Raw genomic sequence first — 16,164 nt, forward strand, 5'->3', positions numbered from 1 at the left:
CCGCGCCCGCATCCGGAGAACCGCCATGACCGATACCCCCGATACCTCCAGCGATGAGCGCGATGAGCGCCACCGGGCGCGCATGGTGCGCAAGAAGGCGGTCATCGACGCCCGCATCGCCGACGCCCAGGATGAACGTGGTCTGCTGTTGGTGCATACCGGCATCGGCAAGGGCAAGAGCAGCTCGGCCTTCGGCATGGCGGCACGCGCCCTCGGCCACGGCATGAAGGTGGGGGTGGTGCAGTTCATCAAGGGCCGTCGTGACACCGGCGAGCAACTCTTCTTCAAGCGCTTCCCCGAGGAGGTGCGCTACCACGTCATGGGCGAAGGCTTCACCTGGGACACCCAGGACCGTGCCCGTGACCTGCAGTCGGCCGCTGCGGCCTGGGCGGTGGCGGTGGAACTCCTGCGTGATCCGGCCATTGGCCTGGTGCTGCTGGATGAACTCAACATCGCCTTCAAACATGGTTATCTGGACGTCGACCAGGTGCTGGCCGACCTGGCTGGGCGTCCGGCCCATCAGCACGTGGTGGTCACCGGACGCGGCGCCCCGCCGGCGTTGGTCGAGGCCGCCGATACCGTGACCGACATGAGCCTGGTCAAGCATGCCTTCCAGGCCGGCGTCCGTGCCCAGCAGGGCATCGAATGGTAGGCGCAGCGCGGCAGTGTCCGGCATTGCTGATCGCCGCCCCGGCGTCCGGCCAGGGCAAGACCAGCGTCACCGCCGCCCTGGCCCGGCTGCATGCCCGTCAGGGCCGACGGGTGCGGGTGTTCAAGTGCGGTCCGGATTTCCTCGATCCGATGATCCTCGCGCGCGCCAGCGGCGCGCCGGTCTACCAGCTCGATCTGTGGATGATCGGCGAAGCCGAGAGTCGGCGGCTGCTGTGGGAAGCGGCGGGGGAGGCCGATCTCATCCTCATCGAAGGGGTCATGGGCCTGTTCGACGGTCAGCCCTCGGCGGCGGACCTGGCCGAGCGCTTCGGCGTACCGGTGCTGGGGGTGATAGATGCCGCCGGCCTGGCGCAGACCTTTGGTGCCCTGGCCTATGGCCTGGCCCACTACCGGCCGAGCCTGCCCTTCGCCGGGGTGCTGGCCAATCGCAGTGGCAGTCCACGGCAGACCCAGTTGATCCGCGGCAGCCTGCCGGAGGGTATGACCTTCTTCGGCAGCCTGCCGCGGGATGCCGGCATCGAACTGCCCAGTCGTCATCTCGGGCTGATCCAGGCCGATGAGGTCACCGACCTGGATCGCCGCCTCGACATGGCCGCCGATGCCCTGGGCGCCAGCTCCGACATCGAGCTGCCGCCGCCGGTGGCTTTTGCCGCGCCGGAGCCGACCGCCGTGGCGCCACTGTTGGCCGGCGTACGTATCGGCGTGGCGCGGGACGCGGCCCTGGCCTTCCTTTATCAGGCCAATCTGGATCTTCTGCGCGCCCTGGGCGCCGAGCTGACCTTCTTCTCCGCGTTGACGGACACCACCTTGCCAGCGGTGGATAGCCTCTATCTGCCCGGAGGCTATCCCGAGCTGCATCTGCAGGCGCTGTCCAACAACCTGGGCATGCGCGCGGCCATCCGCGCTCACCACGCCGCCGGCAAGCCGATCCTGGCCGAGTGCGGTGGCATGCTCTATCTGCTCGATGAACTGACCGACAAGGCCGGTGAGTCCGCCGCCATGCTCGGCCTGTTGCCGGGCAGCGCGCGGATGCAGGCGCGGTTGACCGCCCTGGCGTTGCAGTCGGTGGAATTCGAGCAGGGCACCCTGCGCGGCCACACCTATCACCATTCCGCCTTGGAGTCCCCGGAGGCGCCCTGGGCGCGCGGGCTGTGCCCCAATGGCAAGGCGGTCGCCGAGGCGGTCTACCGCGACGGTCGCCTTATCGCCAGCTATATTCACTTCTACCTGCCGTCGGCACCCGCCGCGGCCGCCGCGATGTTCAAGCCGTGACCACGACGCCCTATACCCCCGCCGAACGAGCCGCTGTCTACCGAGCCATCGCCGAGCGCCGCGACATGCGCCATTTCTGCGGTGGCGAGGTGCCCGCCGAACAACTGGCGCGCCTGCTGAGCGCGGCTCATCACGCGCCCAGCGTGGGGCTGATGCAGCCCTGGCGCTTCCTGCGCATCACCGATCCGACGCTGCGCCAGCGGTTGCACGAGCTGGTGGAAGAGGAGCGTCGTGCGACCGCCGAGGCCCTCGGCGAGCGTAGCGACGACTTCATGAAGCTCAAGGTGCAGGGCATTCTCGACTGCGCCGAGGTGCTGGTGGCCGCCCTCATGGACGGACGCGAAGCCCACGTCTTCGGCCGCCGTACCCTGCCGGAGATGGACCTGGCCTCGTTGTCCTGCGCCATCCAGAATCTCTGGCTGGCGGCGCGTTGCGAAGGCCTCGGCATGGGCTGGGTCTCGCTGTTCGAGCCCGACGCCGTGCGCAACCTGCTGGGGATGCCCGAGGGCTCCCAGCCGGCGGCCATTCTCTGCCTCGGACCGGTCGAGGCCTTCTATGAGCGGCCGATGCTGGAAGAAGAGGGCTGGCGTCAGGGCCGTCCCCTGGAAGAACTGGTCTTCGAGAATCGCTGGGGCCGGAAGCCATGATGCTGGCCTTCGCGGTGGTGGTCGGCATGTTGCTCGACTTCCTGCTCGGGGAGCCGCGCCGTGCTCATCCGCTGGTGCTGTTCGGGCGCTTCGCCGAAGGCCTGGAAGCGCGCTTCAATCCCGGTGGCCGTGGCTGGCGCAGTCACGGGGTGATGGCCTGGAGCCTCGCCGTGCTGCCCTGGGTGCTGTTCACCGCCTTGCTCTGCCAGCTGGGCTGGCTGGCCTGGATCATCCAGCCGCTGGCGCTCTACCTGGCCATCGGGCTGCGCAGCCTGGGCGAGCACGCCGAGCCGGTGGCACGCGCCCTGCAGCGCAACAACCTGCCCGAGGCGCAGCGCCGGGTCGGCTATCTGGTCAGCCGCGAGACCGCCGAGCTGGATCAGACCGCCGTGGCTCGCGCCGCCACCGAATCGGTGTTGGAGAATGGCAGCGATGCCGTCTTCGCCGCGCTGTTCTGGTTCGCCCTGCTCGGCGCGCCGGGCGTGGTGCTCTATCGCCTGGCCAATACCCTGGATGCCATGTGGGGCTATCGCACCCCGCGCCTGGAGCGCTTCGGCTGGGCTGCGGCGCGCCTCGACGACATTCTCAACTATATCCCGGCGCGTCTGGTCGCCCTGACCTACGCCGGACTCGGCCGTTTCTGGAACGCCATCGAATGCTGGCGCACCCAGGCGCCGCTGTGGGACAGCCCCAACGCCGGTCCGGTGATGGCGGCCGGTGCCGGTGCGCTGGGCGTGAGCCTGGGCGGCGCGGCGCGCTACCACGGTGAGTGGCACGAGCGCCCATTGCTGGGCCGTGGCCCCGCGCCGACCTTCCTGGCCATCACACGGGCGCTCAAGCTGGTCCGCCGTGGTGCCTGGTTGTGGACCGCGCTGATCGCCCTGGGAGGGTTGCTGCTTGCTTGAGCACGGCGGTCGATTGCGCCGGGCGGCGCATACCTATGACATCCCCTTGGGCGACTGGCTCGACCTGTCCACCGGCCTGGCGCCCTGGCCCTGGCCGCTGCCAGAGATCCCGGTGAGCGCCTGGGCACGGCTGCCGGAGCCCGACGATGGGCTTGTCGACGCCGCCTGCGCCTACTACCGCGCGCGCGCCGCCTTGCCGGTGGCGGGCTCCCAGGCCGCCATCCAGGCCCTGCCGACCCTGCGTGCGCACGCGCGCGTCGCGGTGCTGGCGCCCTGTTACGCCGAGCACGCCCTGGCCTGGCGTCACGCCGGGCACGAGGTACTGGAGCTGGATGAGGAGCAGATCGCGGCCGGACTCGATTCGCTCGACGTCCTGGTGGTGGTCAATCCCAACAATCCCACCGGACAGCGACTGACGCCCGCGCGGCTGCTGGACTGGCATGGCCGACTCGAACGCCGCGGTGGTTGGCTGGTGGTGGACGAGGCCTTCATGGACCCGACGCCTGGCCTGAGTCTGGCCCCCTACAGCGATCTGCCGGGCCTGGTCGTGCTGCGCTCCTTCGGCAAGTTCTTCGGCCTGGCCGGCCTGCGCCTGGGCTTCGTGCTCGCTACGTCCGATCTCCTGGCACGCCTCGACGAACACCTCGGTCCCTGGACGGTGAACGGCCCGAGTCGTCATCTCGCCCGGCAGGTGCTGGCGGATATCGCGGCTCACGAGCGTCAACGCGCGGCGTTGCTCCAGGCCGGCGAGCGGCTGGCGACGCTGCTCGCTGCCCACCACCTGCCGCCCAGCGGCGGGTGTGCCCTGTTCCAGCTGCTGCGCCGCCCGGACGCCGCCGCGCTGCATGAACACCTGGCGCGCCGAGCGATCTTCACCCGGCTGTTTCCCGACCTGAGTGCCCTGAGATTCGGCCTGCCGGCCGACGAGTGCGGCTGGCAGCGGCTGGACCAGGGCCTGGCCCGCTACCGGAGTTCCTCATGAGTACCTTGATGGTGCAGGGCACCACCTCCGACGCCGGCAAGAGCACCCTGGTGGCTGCGCTGTGCCGCTGGCTGTATCGCCAGGGCGTGAGCGTGGCGCCCTTCAAGCCACAGAATATGGCGCTGAACAGTGCCGTGACCGCCGATGGTGGTGAGATCGGGCGGGCCCAGGCCGTCCAGGCCCAGGCCTGCGGACTCGCCGCGCACACCGACATGAATCCGGTGCTGCTCAAGCCCAACACCGACGTCGGCGCCCAGGTGATCATCCATGGTCGCGCCGTCACCAGCATGGACGCCAAGGCCTACCACGCCTACAAGCCGATAGCCCGTGAAGCGGTGCTGGCTTCCCATGCACGGCTGGCGGCGCAGTATCGGGTGGTGCTGGTAGAAGGCGCCGGCTCGCCGGCCGAGATCAACCTGCGCCAGGGCGACATCGCCAACATGGGCTTCGCCGAGGCGGTGGATTGCCCCGTGCTGCTGGTGGCCGACATCGACCGCGGCGGCGTCTTCGCCCATCTGGTCGGCACCCTCGATCTGCTCGAACCCAGCGAGCAGGCGCGCGTCGCCGGCTTCGTCATCAATCGCTTCCGCGGCGACCTGGCCCTGCTGCAACCGGGCCTGGACTGGCTGGAAGCCCGTACCGGCAAGCCGGTGCTCGGCGTGCTGCCCTATCTGCACGACCTGCACCTGGAGGCCGAGGATCGCCTGGCTACCGGCCAGGTCGCCAAGCAGGGCCCGCGCCTGCGGGTGGCCGTGCCGGTGATGCCGCGGCTGAGCAACCACACCGATTTCGACCCGCTGCGCCTGCATCCCCAGGTGGAGCTGCTGTTCGTGCGCCAGGGCGAAGACCTGCCGGCGGCAGACCTGATCATCCTCGGCGGCTCCAAGAGCGTGCGCAGCGACCTGGCCTTCCTGCGGGCCCAGGGCTGGGACACGGCCATCGCCCGCCATCTGCGATACGGCGGCCGGGTACTGGGCATCTGCGGCGGTTTCCAGATGCTTGGCGAAAACATCGCCGATCCCCTTGGCCTGGAAGGTGCACCGGGTGATAGTACCGGTCTGGGGCTCTTGGCCATGACCACCGAACTGGCGGCGGAAAAGCAGCTGCGCAACGTGGGTGGCTGGCTGTGCGACGGCGGGGCCGCGGTCGTCGGTTACGAGATCCATGCTGGCGTCAGCCAGGGCCCGGCGCTGGAGCGCCCGGTGCTGCGCTTCGCCGATGGCCGGGCCGACGGCAGCCTCAGCGACGACGGCCAGGTGCTGGGTACCTATCTGCATGGCCTGTTCGAGTCGCCGGCCGCCAGTGTCGCCCTGCTGCGCTGGGCCGGTCTGGCCGAACCCGAGCAACTGGACTACCACGCCCTGCGCGAGCGCGATCTCGAGCGTCTGGCCGATCTGGTCGACCACCACTTGGACACCGGGCGCCTGCGCGCCCTCTGCGAGCTCTAGATGCGCGAACTCATCCTCGGTGGCGCTCGTTCCGGCAAGAGCGCCCTGGCCGAGCGCCTGGCCACCGAGTCCGGCCTTGCCGTCACCTACATCGCCACCGCCGGCGGCAGCGACGCCGAACTGGCCCGCCGCATCGCGCGTCATGCGGCGCGTCGCCCTGCGCACTGGGCGCTGGTGGAAGAGCCGCTGGCGCTGGCCGAACGGTTGCGCGCCCTGGCCGCGCCGGACGCCTGCCTGCTGGTGGATTGCCTCACCCTCTGGCTGACCAACCTGCTGTTGCTCGACGATCCCCAGCGCCTCGACCGCGCCTGTGCGGAATTGCTCGATGCCGTGCCGCAGTTGCCTGGCCGACTGATCTTCGTCAGCAACGAGACCGGCCTGGGCGTCGTCCCGCTGGGCGAGCTGACGCGGCGCTACGTCGATGCCGCCGGCGAATTGCACCAAGCCCTGGCCGCGCGTTGCGACCGCATGGTCCTGACCGTGGCCGGGCTACCCCTCACCCTCAAAGGAACCCCGCTATGAGCATGCCCTGGTGGCAAGGACCCTGCCGCCAACCCGATACCGCCGCCGCCGAGGCTGCGCGCCAGCGGCAGGCGGTCCTGACCAAGCCGAGCGGCTCGCTTGGCGACCTGGAGGCGCTGGCCATCCAGATGGCGGCCCTGCAGGGTACCCCCCGGCCCGTGCTGGAGCGCACCGCCATCGCCGTCTTCGCCGGCGACCACGGGGTGGTGGAGGAGGGCGTTTCGGCCTATCCGCAGGCCGTCACCGCCGAGATGGTGCGCAACTTCGTCCGCGGCGGGGCAGCCATCAGCGTGCTGGCCCGGCAACTCGACGCTACCCTGGAAGTGGTCAACCTGGGTACCGTTACGCCCCTGGAAGCGCTGCCGGGAGTGATCGACCTGCCGTTGGGTCCCGGCACCGCCAACTTCACCCTGACCGCCGCCATGACCCACGAGCAGTGCCAGGCCGCGCTGCAGGCCGGCCGCGATGCCGTGCTGCGCGCCCGGGCGCACGGCGCCGACCTGTTCATCGGCGGCGAGATGGGCATCGGCAACACCACTGCCGCCAGCGCCCTGGCCAGCGTGCTGCTGGATACCTCGCCCCAGGCCCTGGCTGGCCCGGGGACCGGCCTGGACGCCAGCGGCGTGGCGCGCAAGGTCGCGGTTATCCAGCGCGCCCTGCTGCGGCACGGCGAGGCCCTGCAGGACCCTTATGAATTGCTCCGCCGGTTGGGCGGCTTCGAGCTGGCGGCCCTGACCGGTGCCTACCTGACCTGCGCCCAGCAGGGTCTGCCGACCCTGGTGGACGGCTTCATCTGCTCGGTGGCGGCGCTCTGCGCCCTGCGACTGCAACCCGATACCCGCGACTGGCTGCTCTTCGCCCACTGTGGCGCCGAACCCGGCCATGCCGCCGTGCTGCTGGCCCTGGGCGGCGAGCCCATGCTGGACCTGGGTCTGCGCCTGGGCGAGGGCAGCGGCGCGGCCCTGGCGGTGCCGCTGTTGCAACTGTCCTGTCGCCTGCACAGCGAGATGGCCACCTTCGCCGAAGCCAGCGTCTCCGACCGTGCCCATGACTGACTGCTGGCTGCTGCGCCATGGCGTCACCGAAGGTCCGGAGGGCTTTCGCGGCCGCCTCGATCCGCCGTTGTCGCAGCAGGGCTGGGCGCAGTTGCGCGAGGCCGTTGCCCTGCAGCCGCCGTTCGCCCTGATCCTGAGTTCACCCCAGCAGCGCTGCGCACGCTTCGCCGAGTGGCTGGCGGCGGAGCAGGGCGCCGACCTGGTGCTGGAGACCGATCTGCGCGAGCTGGATTTCGGCGAGTGGGAAGGGCGTAGCGCCGCCGACCTGATGCAAGACCAGGCCGAGTCCCTCGGACTGTTCTGGGCCGATCCCTATGCCCATACCCCGCCCGGGGGCGAGCCGGTGGCCGCCTTCGCCGAACGGGTGCTGGGCGCCGTGGCGCGCTGGCGGCCGCGGCTGCACGGGCGGCGTAGCCTGATCGTCACCCACGGCGGCGTGATCCGCCTGCTGTTGGCCCGCCAGCGCGGTCTCGCGCCCAGGGACCTGCTGCAGGTCGAGGCCCCTTACGCGACTCTCCAAGCGCTGACGCTGGAGCCCTGCTGATGCCCTTGCCATTGCTGATCGCCGTGCAATTCCTCACCCGCCTGCCGGTTCGCCTGCCGGGGCTGCCGCCGCCGGAGGCCGTGGGCCGCTCCGTGCTCTGGTATCCGGTGGTGGGCCTGCTGCTGGGGGGACTGCTGAGCCTGATCGCCTGGTCGGGGGCGGCGGGTGGGGTTTTCCTGCAGGCGACGCTCGCGCTGGCCGGTTCGGTAATGCTTACCGGCGGCCCGCACCTGGACGGCCTGGCCGATACCGCCGATGCCTGGGTCGGCGGCTATGGCGACCGCGAGCGCACCCTGGCGATCATGAAGGATCCCGCCTGTGGCCCCATGGGCGTGCTGGCGCTGCTGCTGACCCTGCTGCTCAAATGGAGCGCCCTGGTCGTGCTACTGCCACAGTCGTCCGCCAGCCTGTGGCTGGCCGCCCTGGCCGGGCGCCTGGCGCTGCCCTGGCTGCTGTTGACCACACCCTACGTCCGCCCGGGCGGACTCGGTGAACTGCTCAGTCGCCACCTGCCGCGGGCGACCCTGCGCGGGGTATTGCTCGGCGGCGTGGCGCTGCTGCTGGCGTTGCCCCTCGGCGGATTCGCATTGATCGCCACCGCCGCGGTTGCGCTGCTTGGTCGCCGGGCCCTCCGCCAGCGCCTGGGCGGCACCACCGGCGACACCGCTGGGGCCCTGCTGGAGCTATGTGAAACCGGGGTACTGGTCATGCTGGCCCTGGTGGTGCGGTGAAATAGCCGGCGTAACTGTGAGATGGCGGGAAGTTTGCGGCCTTGCGCCTTGAAGGTTGCCGCCTTTACCGCTAAGAAGGCCTGTGGTATCGCCCTCGTGCGACCGCCACCCAGACACGCGCGGGTCCAGAGGGAGTCGTCGTCAGCAGGACAAGGAGCCCTAATGCCCGGTGCGTATTCGCGCGCGGATTCGGCCACGGAGATTGCCGCCGAGCCCCGCTTTCGTTTCAAGCCTCGCAGCCTGTTCGCCAAGTTTCTTTTGGCCTTCATCCTGGTGGATGCCCTGGGCACCACGCTGTTCACCCTGCACAGCTATCGTCAGGCACGCGACGCCAGCAGCCAGAGCATCGACTACCGGTTGATGAGCGCAGCCCTGGCATTGCCCGAGATCCTCGGCGAGGACTACCTGGCACAATTGCAGGACCCCACGCAGGCCGACCCGCAGCGCTATCACCGTACCCTGGTGACCCTCGATCGCTATGCGCAGAAGGCTGGCCTGGCGGCGCTCTACGCCTTCGTCGAGGACGGCGACGAGTTCCGCTTCATCATGGATTCGGCCAGCGAAGAGGATATCCGCATCGGCTACTACGGCAACTATCGCCAGGTCTACGACCAGGCGCCGCCGGAGCTGCGCGCGGTATTCACCGATCACCAACCCCGGTTCGCCGAATACCAGGATGGTTTCGGTAACTTTCGTTCGCTGTTCCTGGCCGTTCCCGGCCGGGACGGGCAAGTAGTCGTCATAGGGGCGGACATGTTCATGGAAGGCATAGCAGCGGCGGAGCGCTCGGCGCTGCTGGAATCGCTGCTCATCGGGGTGCTCATCTTCGCCCTGGGTGCGCTGGTCGCGCGCATCCTGGCGGGAGCGCTCAATCGCTACCTGTTGCGCCTCGGACAGGCCACCGAGCGCATCGCCGACGGCGACTACCAGCTCGGTCTCAAGGAAGGGCGAGATCCGGTGGGCCGCCTGGGGCGCGCCATGAACCAGATGGGCGCCGCCCTGGCCGCCCGGGAGCGCCGCATCAGCCAGCTGGCGTTCCGCGACATGCTGACCCGGCTGCCCAACCAGACGCGCCTGGTGCTGGAGATCCGCCAGCGCATCGAGCAGGCGCCTGCGGGGCGCTTCGCCGTGCTGCTGCTGGATGTCGCCAACTTCCGCAATATCAACGAACTGCTCGGCCAGGAGGGCGGCGACAAGATCCTGCGTCATCTGGCCCGGCGTCTCAGGGTAGCCGCGCCGGAGGAGAACGGTGTGGCCCGGATCGGCGCCGATACCTTCGTGCTCCTGTTGCCCTGGTTCGATGCCGGCTCCGCCGAGGCGGCGCTGCTCTCCCTGCGCAACCTGGTGGAAAAACCGGTCATCAGCGGCAACCAGCGCCTTTCCCTGCGCATCACCTTCGGCATCGCCTGCTATCCCGAGCATGGCGAGGGTGCCGAGGCGCTGCTGGCCAATGCCGAGACCGCCCTGCAGGAAGCCCGGCGGCGACAGCTCCCCTATGCCTTCCACGACCCGGACCAGGAGCGCCAGCGCCAGCTCGGCATCGCCCTGCTCGATGCCCTGGACCTGGCCGTGGATCACGATCAGTTGCGCCTCTACCTACAGCCGAAGATCTCGCTGGCGGACGGTCGCATCGCCGGTGCCGAGGTATTGATCCGCTGGCAGCACCCGGAACTCGGCCTGCTCGGGCCGGACGTCTTCGTCGGCATCGCCGAGCAGAGCCGCAAGATCTGCGACATCACCCTCTGGATACTGGAGCGCTGCATGCGGCTGCAGCGCGCTTGGCCGCTGGGCTCGCTCACGCTCAACGTCAACCTGTCGCTGCTGGATCTCGAGCATCCGGCCTTCATCGGCCGCATCGGCCGCCTGCTCGACGATACCGGCGCCATCGCCCAGAGCTTCTGCCTGGAGATCACCGAGTCGCGTGCCATGAGCAATCCGGTCCAGGTGCTCGACTGCCTGCGGCAACTCAAGGCGATGGGCTTCGAACTGGCCCTGGACGACTTCGGCGCGGGCCATTCCTCGCTGGCCTGCCTGAGCAGCTTTCCCATCGACGAATTGAAGATCGACAGGCAATTCATCGAGCACTCCCAGCTGCCGGGCGATCAGGAAGTCATTCGCCTGCTGGTCCAGCTGGGTCAGCTGCGCGGGCTGCGAGTGGTGGCAGAAGGGGTGGAGACACCGGAGGCTGCTGCCTTGCTGGCGGCCTTGGGCTGCGACCAGTTGCAGGGCCTGCTGGTGGCCGGCCCCATGCCCTGGGAGACCTTCGAGGCCTGGTACGCCGCGCACCAGGGGCGCTGGGCGGTGCCCGCCTGACAGCGCTCAGGGCTGGCTGACCGCTGCTCCGCCAGGGCAGGCCACCGGCGGCCGTGTAGGGATGTCGCCGTGGCGGTCGCCAGCGGTGATCTGGGCCTGACGCTGGAGCCCTGGCGCCGGGCGGAGTGATCGCCATGGTCGGAGTGCTGGACGGCTTCCAGCTGCAGGTCCTGCGCGACGCTGTTCGCCAAGCGGGCTCGCATCCAGGGCGTCGGCGTGGGTAGCCGTCGGGGACTGGAAGACCTGGTGCGCTGGATCGACCAGGCAGGCATCACGCCCGTGGTGGGGGCCGAATACGCCCTGGCCGATCTACCTGCGGCCCTGGCGCATCTGGCCCGCGGCGCCTTCGGCAAGGTGGTGGTGCGGATGGCGTGAGCCGAACAGCACGAAGCCGCCTCGCGGCGGCCTCGTGGCGGCGGACCCCGGTGCTTAGAAGCGGTAGGTCAGCTGGGCACCCAGGCCATGGGCGCTGTTGTCGTACTTGGCGTTGTAGCCACCGCGCAGGGCGTCGGGCGCCCGGTTGACCTTGACGTTGTCTTCCCACAGGTAGGCGTAGGCCACGTCGATGGTCATCTCCTTGGTCGGGGACCAGCCCGCGCCCAGGGAGAAGGTCTTGCGATCGCCCACCGGGACGCGCACGTTGCGGTCGGCGTTGTCCACCGGGGACGGGTCGAGGGCCATGCCGGCGCGCAGCACCCACTGCGGATTCAACTGGTAGGCGGCACCCACGGCGTAGGACCAGGTGTCCTTCCAGTTGAATTCCTCGGTGATCTCGCCCAGGCGATTGCCGATTGGAGCTGGCAGGGAGGGGGTACCTTCGTTCTCGACGGTGATGGCGTCCAGACGACTCCAGCGCGTCCAGGTGGCACCGGCATAAAGGGTCCAGTCGTTGTTCAGCCGATAGGTGAAGGAGGCGTCGGTGCTTTCCGGCAGGGTCAGGTCCAGGCCGCCATCGTACTTGCCGTTGAGCCGGCTGAGGATGGAGTTGAAGGCCGGGACGGCGCTGCCGGCGCCGCTGACTTCGGTATGGCCCTTGAGCTTGTAGCTGACCTTGGAGTGGTAGGTCAGGCCGAAGGTCAGGTCGTCGGTCAGGTCGGCCAGGACGCCCACGTTGTAGCCATAGGCGGTGTCGTCGCCCTCGACCTTGACCTGGGCATCGCCGCCACCGAAGGCGCCGGCGCTCAGGTTGCTGTTCAGCTTGCCTTCGATGCGGTTGATGGTCGGGCCGAAGCCGACCGAGACCTTGTCGGTGATCTTGTAGCTGACGGTGGGCTGCACGGTGATGACTTCCACCTTGCTCGCCTGGCCCTGGTAGCGACCCTGGAAGGCGTGTTCGTAGTTGCTGATCAGCGCATAGGGCACATAGACGCCCAGGCCGAAGTGCAGGCGGTCGTCGACCGGGGTCACGAAGTAGCCGAAGGGCACCACCGAGTTGGGCACCATGTCGCCATCGTTGCTGCCAGGCACCTGCTGACCATTGGCGTAGCGGGCGTTGACGTCCTTGATGTCCACCTTGGCATGGATGTAGGCGCCGCCCACGGACACCTCACGACCCAGGCGCGACATGCCGGCCGGGTTGCCATAGATGGTGGAGGCGTCCTGCGCGGAAGAAGAGCGTCCGGCGAAGGAGGTGCCCATGCCGCTGACGCTTTGTTCGTTGATGGCCAGGCCGTTGGCCAGTGCATAGCCGGAAGCGCTCGAGACGGCCAATGCAAGTAGGGTGAGTTTTATTGTTTTCATGCTCTTGCAGCTCCATTGAAAGGCGAGAAGCGCTTGCCTCCGCGGATTCCCAAGTCCGAGTGAGTACTTGCGCACACTCTGCTTTTAGCAGGCCCCGCTTACGAATACAAAAAAAACTATTCGGTCACGTTTGGTCCGGTGGGTTCATCGCGCGTTCATCCGACGAACCCGCCCGGAAAGACGCCGAAAGGCCCGGCGCGCTGGCTCAGGCGAAGCCCACGATGGAGGCCGATGCCGGCCGGCTGGGTGGCTTATACTGTCGGCTCTCTTGCCTGGAGTGAGCCCTTGACTTCCACCCCCCACTGGATTCGCGACGACGCCTCGCTGGCTGCGCTCTGCCAGCGTTGCCTGACCTTGCCCTTCATCGCCCTCGACACCGAATTCATGCGGGTCGACACCTTCTATCCCAAGGCCGGCCTGATCCAGATCGGCGACGGTGAGCAGGCCTACCTGGTCGATCCCCTGTGCATCGATGACTGGACGCCCTTCGCTGGGTTGCTGGAAGACGCCGCTGTGGTGAAGGTGCTGCACGCCTGCGGTGAAGACCTGGAAGTGTTGCTGCGTTTGACCGGCAGCCTGCCGCAGCCGCTGTACGACACCCAGTTGGCAGCGGCCTACCTGGGCCTGGCGCACTCCATGGGCTATTCGCGGCTGGTCGCCGAGGTGCTGCAGATCGATCTGCCCAAGGACGAGACTCGCTCCGACTGGCTGCAACGACCCCTGACGCCCCTGCAGGAACGCTACGCCGCGGCCGATGTGACCTATCTGGTCGACGTCTACCACTACCTGGACGCGCGCCTGGATGACCAGCGCCGCACCTGGCTGCTGGAAGACGGTGCCGAGCTGGTGGCCAACCTGCGTCGCACCAGCGATCCCTGGGAGGCCTATCGCGAGGTCAAGCTGGCCTGGCGGCTGTCGCGCCAGCAACTGGCGGTGTTGCGGGTGCTCTGCCACTGGCGCGAGGTCACCGCCCGCGAGCGCGACCAGCCCCGTAACCATGTGCTGCGCGAGCGCTCGCTGTGGCCCCTGGCGCGTTTCCAGCCCACGGACAAACAGGCCCTGGCACGTATCGACGACATGCATCCGCGCACCGTGCGCCAGGATGGCGATACCCTCCTGCAATTGATCGCCGAGGGCGCTGCCACACCCGCCGAGCAGTGGCCGGAGCTGCAAGGCGAGCCCTTGCCCCATGAAGTGTCGCCGCTGCTCAAGGCCCTGCGCGCCATCGGCGAGCGTGACGCCGAGGCGCTCGGCATGGCACCCGAGCTGATGCTGCGCAAGAAGGTGCTCGAAGCCCTGCTGCGCACCGGTTGGCCCGATGGCGAATACCGCCTGCCCGACAACCTCCGTGGCTGGCGTCGCGAGCGCTTCGGCCAGGCCCTTCTCGATCACCTGCAGGCGCAACGCACCACGGATGCGCCCCTGGAAGACACCCCATGAAACTGCTCTGCTCCATCTACCGCAGCCCGCGCAAGCCGGAAATGTACCTCTATGTCGACAAGCTCAAGGGCCTGAAACTTGTCCCCGAGGGGCTGCTCACGGCCTTCGGCCCCCCGGCTCTGGCCTTCGAGTTCGTGCTGACCCCGGAGCGCAAGCTGGCGCGGGAAGACGTCGCCAAGGTCCTCGAGAACATCGAGCAGCAGGGCTACCATCTGCAGATGCCGCCGCCTCCCGAGAGCGATGACTACGTCGAGCATCTGCCCGAAGAACTGCTGCGGCTCAACGATCCGCTATGACGGCCGTCCTGCTGCTGGAGCACGAGCCAGCCGGCTATCTCGACGCCTGGCAGGCATTGGCACCCGGCCTCGACCTGCGGGTGGCCCGGGATCAGGTCGAGGCCGAGCGCCTGGCTGGCGGAGCGTGCTATTGGTTGGGGCAGCCTGACCGGGCGGCGGACTTGCTGCGCCGTGGCGCCAAGCCGGCCTGGCTGCAGTCGACCTGGGCCGGCTATGCGCCGCTGCTGGCGGCGGACCTGCCGTGCGACTACCGCTTCAGCCGCGCCGTGGGGCTGTTCGGCCAAAGCATCGGCGAATACGTCCTGACCTATCTGTTGCAGCATGAGCGCCAAGTGGCTGCGCGTCAGCTCAGCCAGCGCGAGCGTCACTGGGACACCCGGGCGCCAGGTACCCTGGCTGGACGCCGGCTGTTGCTGGTAGGCGCCGGCGACATCGGCCAGGACATCGCTCGGCTGTTCGCGCCCTTCGGCCTGAGCATCACCGGCGTCGCCCGCAGTGCGCGGACGATCCCGGGTTTCGCGCGGGTCGTACCGCTGACGGCCTTGCAGGAAGCAGCGGCCGACGCGGATTTCGTGGTCAACCTGCTGCCGGACAGCGCCAGCACTCGGGATCTCTATGACGCGGACTTCTTCGCGGCCCTGCCCGAGGGAGCCCTGTTCATCAACGCCGGGCGTGGCACCAGTGTGGTGGACGCCGCCTTGATCACGGCGTTGGAAAGCGGCCAGTTGGCCGGGGCGGTGCTGGACGTGTTCCGCCAGGAGCCGCTGCCGGCCGAGCATCCCTTCTGGCAGACGCCCAACCTGCACCTCACCGCCCATGTCGCCGGACCCACGCCGCCCGCGGCGGCTGTCCGGTTGTTCCTCGACAATCTCCAGCGCCTGCGACAGGGGCAACCCCTGCGCGGCGCCGTCGAGCTCGCCGCTCAGCCGAAGGTGTAGGGGCCGGCCACCGCCAGCTCCTCGACGGTCAGGCGTGGGCTGGGCAGCTCGCGCCCCTGCAAGGACTCCGGCAGGCTGGTCTTGTCGCCCAGCTTGCCGATGGCCACCGCCAGCTCGACCTTGAACGAGGCCGGCACCTTGAGTTCGCGCTGGATGCCTTCGCGGTCGATCCCGGCCATGCCGTGGGCGTGCCAGCCGGCGTTGGTCGCCTGCAGCGCCAGATAGGCCCAGGCCGCACCCGCATCGAAGCTGTGGCTGGGGAAGGGCACTTCCTCGCCGCTGCCGGCGCGGGTATGGGTGGTCTTCGACAGGATGATCACCAGGGCCGAGGCGTGCTGGGCCCAACCGCGATTGAATTCGGCCAGCAGGCTCAGGAACAGCTCCCAATGCGCATCGCCGCGGCGGGCGTAGAGGAAGCGCCAGGGCTGGGCATTGAAGGCCGAGGGCGCCCAGCGGGCGGCTTCGATGAAACCGAGCAGCGTCTGTTCGTCGATTTCGACCGGCGCGAAGGCGCGTGGCGACCAGCGCTGCACGAATTGCTCATCGACGGGGTATTGCGGGGTACGGCTGGTGCTGGTCATGGGATCACCGGGTGGGACAAAGGTTAGCCCTGCACGGTAATCCGGCCGGGCGGAGTCGACAAGGGCGCGAACGGTGCT

Annotated in this window: 17 protein-coding genes; 15 read left to right on the top strand and 2 right to left on the bottom strand. The window is 68.9% G+C overall.

All coding sequences use genetic code 11. The features are described from left to right. Window positions 1-25: 25 nt before the first annotated feature. The 12 genes from cobO (at window position 26) to AR540_RS25230 (ending at window position 11,466) form a co-directional block, all read left to right on the top strand. Window positions 26-652, top strand: coding sequence for a cob(I)yrinic acid a,c-diamide adenosyltransferase (cobO, locus tag AR540_RS06240; RefSeq protein WP_059227023.1), 627 nt, complete (start codon window positions 26-28; stop codon window positions 650-652). After that, a complete protein-coding gene (locus tag AR540_RS06245; RefSeq protein ID WP_059227025.1) occupies window positions 646-1,944 on the top strand; it encodes a cobyrinate a,c-diamide synthase in 1,299 nt (432 codons plus the stop codon). The genes cobO and AR540_RS06245 overlap by 7 nt, the downstream gene beginning before the upstream one ends. Beyond that, window positions 1,941-2,591 carry a 5,6-dimethylbenzimidazole synthase gene (gene bluB, locus AR540_RS06250; RefSeq protein WP_059227027.1) on the top strand — a complete coding sequence of 217 codons (651 nt, stop codon included), beginning with the start codon at window positions 1,941-1,943 and terminating at the stop codon, window positions 2,589-2,591. Before AR540_RS06245 ends, bluB begins: the two co-directional genes overlap by 4 nt. Then, entirely contained in the window at window positions 2,588-3,496 is a 909-nt protein-coding gene (gene cbiB, locus AR540_RS06255) for an adenosylcobinamide-phosphate synthase CbiB (protein ID WP_059227029.1), read from the top strand. Before bluB ends, cbiB begins: the two co-directional genes overlap by 4 nt. Continuing rightward, window positions 3,489-4,478, top strand: coding sequence for a threonine-phosphate decarboxylase CobD (cobD, locus tag AR540_RS06260; protein ID WP_059227031.1), 990 nt, complete (start codon window positions 3,489-3,491; stop codon window positions 4,476-4,478). The genes cbiB and cobD overlap by 8 nt, the downstream gene beginning before the upstream one ends. Continuing rightward, window positions 4,475-5,926, top strand: coding sequence for a cobyric acid synthase (locus AR540_RS06265; RefSeq protein ID WP_059227032.1), 1,452 nt, complete (start codon window positions 4,475-4,477; stop codon window positions 5,924-5,926). Before cobD ends, AR540_RS06265 begins: the two co-directional genes overlap by 4 nt. After that, on the top strand, window positions 5,927-6,448 hold the full coding sequence (gene cobU / locus AR540_RS06270) for a bifunctional adenosylcobinamide kinase/adenosylcobinamide-phosphate guanylyltransferase (RefSeq protein ID WP_059227034.1): 522 nt from the start codon (window positions 5,927-5,929) through the stop codon (window positions 6,446-6,448). Further along, entirely contained in the window at window positions 6,445-7,503 is a 1,059-nt protein-coding gene (gene cobT / locus AR540_RS06275) for a nicotinate-nucleotide--dimethylbenzimidazole phosphoribosyltransferase (protein ID WP_059227037.1), read from the top strand. The genes cobU and cobT overlap by 4 nt, the downstream gene beginning before the upstream one ends. Continuing rightward, entirely contained in the window at window positions 7,496-8,047 is a 552-nt protein-coding gene (locus tag AR540_RS06280) for a histidine phosphatase family protein (protein WP_059227038.1), read from the top strand. The genes cobT and AR540_RS06280 overlap by 8 nt, the downstream gene beginning before the upstream one ends. After that, complete coding sequence (locus AR540_RS06285) at window positions 8,047-8,778, top strand: adenosylcobinamide-GDP ribazoletransferase (RefSeq protein WP_059227041.1); 732 nt, start codon at window positions 8,047-8,049, stop codon at window positions 8,776-8,778. The genes AR540_RS06280 and AR540_RS06285 overlap by 1 nt, the downstream gene beginning before the upstream one ends. 162 nt (window positions 8,779-8,940) lie before the next feature. Further along, window positions 8,941-11,091, top strand: a complete 2,151-nt coding sequence (locus tag AR540_RS06290) for a putative bifunctional diguanylate cyclase/phosphodiesterase (protein WP_059227043.1) — start codon at window positions 8,941-8,943, stop codon at window positions 11,089-11,091. Between the two features lie 216 nt (window positions 11,092-11,307). Continuing rightward, a complete protein-coding gene (locus AR540_RS25230; RefSeq protein WP_160328329.1) occupies window positions 11,308-11,466 on the top strand; it encodes a zinc-binding dehydrogenase in 159 nt (52 codons plus the stop codon). A 54-nt stretch (window positions 11,467-11,520) separates the two neighbouring features. Here the strand turns inward: AR540_RS25230 and AR540_RS06295 are convergent, their stop codons facing one another. Continuing rightward, a complete protein-coding gene (locus AR540_RS06295) occupies window positions 11,521-12,831 on the bottom strand; it encodes an OmpP1/FadL family transporter (RefSeq protein ID WP_059227046.1) in 1,311 nt (436 codons plus the stop codon). Between the two features lie 285 nt (window positions 12,832-13,116). Between AR540_RS06295 and rnd the strand changes: the two genes are divergently transcribed. From rnd to AR540_RS06310, 3 genes are read left to right on the top strand one after another with little or no spacing between them, the layout of a single operon-like run. Then, window positions 13,117-14,271, top strand: coding sequence for a ribonuclease D (rnd, locus tag AR540_RS06300; RefSeq protein WP_059227048.1), 1,155 nt, complete (start codon window positions 13,117-13,119; stop codon window positions 14,269-14,271). Further along, window positions 14,268-14,567 (top strand): YcgL domain-containing protein, encoded by a 300-nt coding sequence (locus tag AR540_RS06305; RefSeq protein WP_059227050.1) that lies wholly within the window; start codon window positions 14,268-14,270, stop codon window positions 14,565-14,567. Before rnd ends, AR540_RS06305 begins: the two co-directional genes overlap by 4 nt. Beyond that, complete coding sequence (locus AR540_RS06310) at window positions 14,564-15,505, top strand: D-2-hydroxyacid dehydrogenase (RefSeq protein ID WP_059227052.1); 942 nt, start codon at window positions 14,564-14,566, stop codon at window positions 15,503-15,505. Before AR540_RS06305 ends, AR540_RS06310 begins: the two co-directional genes overlap by 4 nt. Here the strand turns inward: AR540_RS06310 and AR540_RS06315 are convergent. Beyond that, complete coding sequence (locus AR540_RS06315; protein ID WP_059227054.1) at window positions 15,490-16,086, bottom strand: nitroreductase family protein; 597 nt, start codon at window positions 16,084-16,086, stop codon at window positions 15,490-15,492. The two genes, AR540_RS06310 and AR540_RS06315, sit on opposite strands and share 16 nt — an antisense overlap. Window positions 16,087-16,164 lie beyond the last annotated feature (78 nt).

Source organism: Pseudomonas sp. EpS/L25 (assembly GCF_001512295.1).
Lineage (GTDB): Bacteria > Pseudomonadota > Gammaproteobacteria > Pseudomonadales > Pseudomonadaceae > Chryseomonas.

Excerpts from the sequence above, each read along its gene's own strand:
- AR540_RS06280 (WP_059227038.1), top strand. The coding sequence starts at position 7,496 with ATGACTGACTGCTGGCTGCTGCGCCATGGCGTCACCGAAGGTCCGGAG.
- cbiB (WP_059227029.1), top strand. The coding sequence starts at position 2,588 with ATGATGCTGGCCTTCGCGGTGGTGGTCGGCATGTTGCTCGACTTCCTG.
- AR540_RS06315 (WP_059227054.1), bottom strand. The coding sequence starts at position 16,086 with ATGACCAGCACCAGCCGTACCCCGCAATACCCCGTCGATGAGCAATTC.
- AR540_RS06265 (WP_059227032.1), top strand. The coding sequence starts at position 4,475 with ATGAGTACCTTGATGGTGCAGGGCACCACCTCCGACGCCGGCAAGAGC.
- AR540_RS06245 (WP_059227025.1), top strand. The coding sequence starts at position 646 with ATGGTAGGCGCAGCGCGGCAGTGTCCGGCATTGCTGATCGCCGCCCCG.
- AR540_RS06305 (WP_059227050.1), top strand. The coding sequence starts at position 14,268 with ATGAAACTGCTCTGCTCCATCTACCGCAGCCCGCGCAAGCCGGAAATG.
- cobU (WP_059227034.1), top strand. The coding sequence starts at position 5,927 with ATGCGCGAACTCATCCTCGGTGGCGCTCGTTCCGGCAAGAGCGCCCTG.
- cobT (WP_059227037.1), top strand. The coding sequence starts at position 6,445 with ATGAGCATGCCCTGGTGGCAAGGACCCTGCCGCCAACCCGATACCGCC.
- cobO (WP_059227023.1), top strand. The coding sequence starts at position 26 with ATGACCGATACCCCCGATACCTCCAGCGATGAGCGCGATGAGCGCCAC.
- AR540_RS06295 (WP_059227046.1), bottom strand. The coding sequence starts at position 12,831 with ATGAAAACAATAAAACTCACCCTACTTGCATTGGCCGTCTCGAGCGCT.
- AR540_RS06310 (WP_059227052.1), top strand. The coding sequence starts at position 14,564 with ATGACGGCCGTCCTGCTGCTGGAGCACGAGCCAGCCGGCTATCTCGAC.
- AR540_RS06285 (WP_059227041.1), top strand. The coding sequence starts at position 8,047 with ATGCCCTTGCCATTGCTGATCGCCGTGCAATTCCTCACCCGCCTGCCG.
- AR540_RS06290 (WP_059227043.1), top strand. The coding sequence starts at position 8,941 with ATGCCCGGTGCGTATTCGCGCGCGGATTCGGCCACGGAGATTGCCGCC.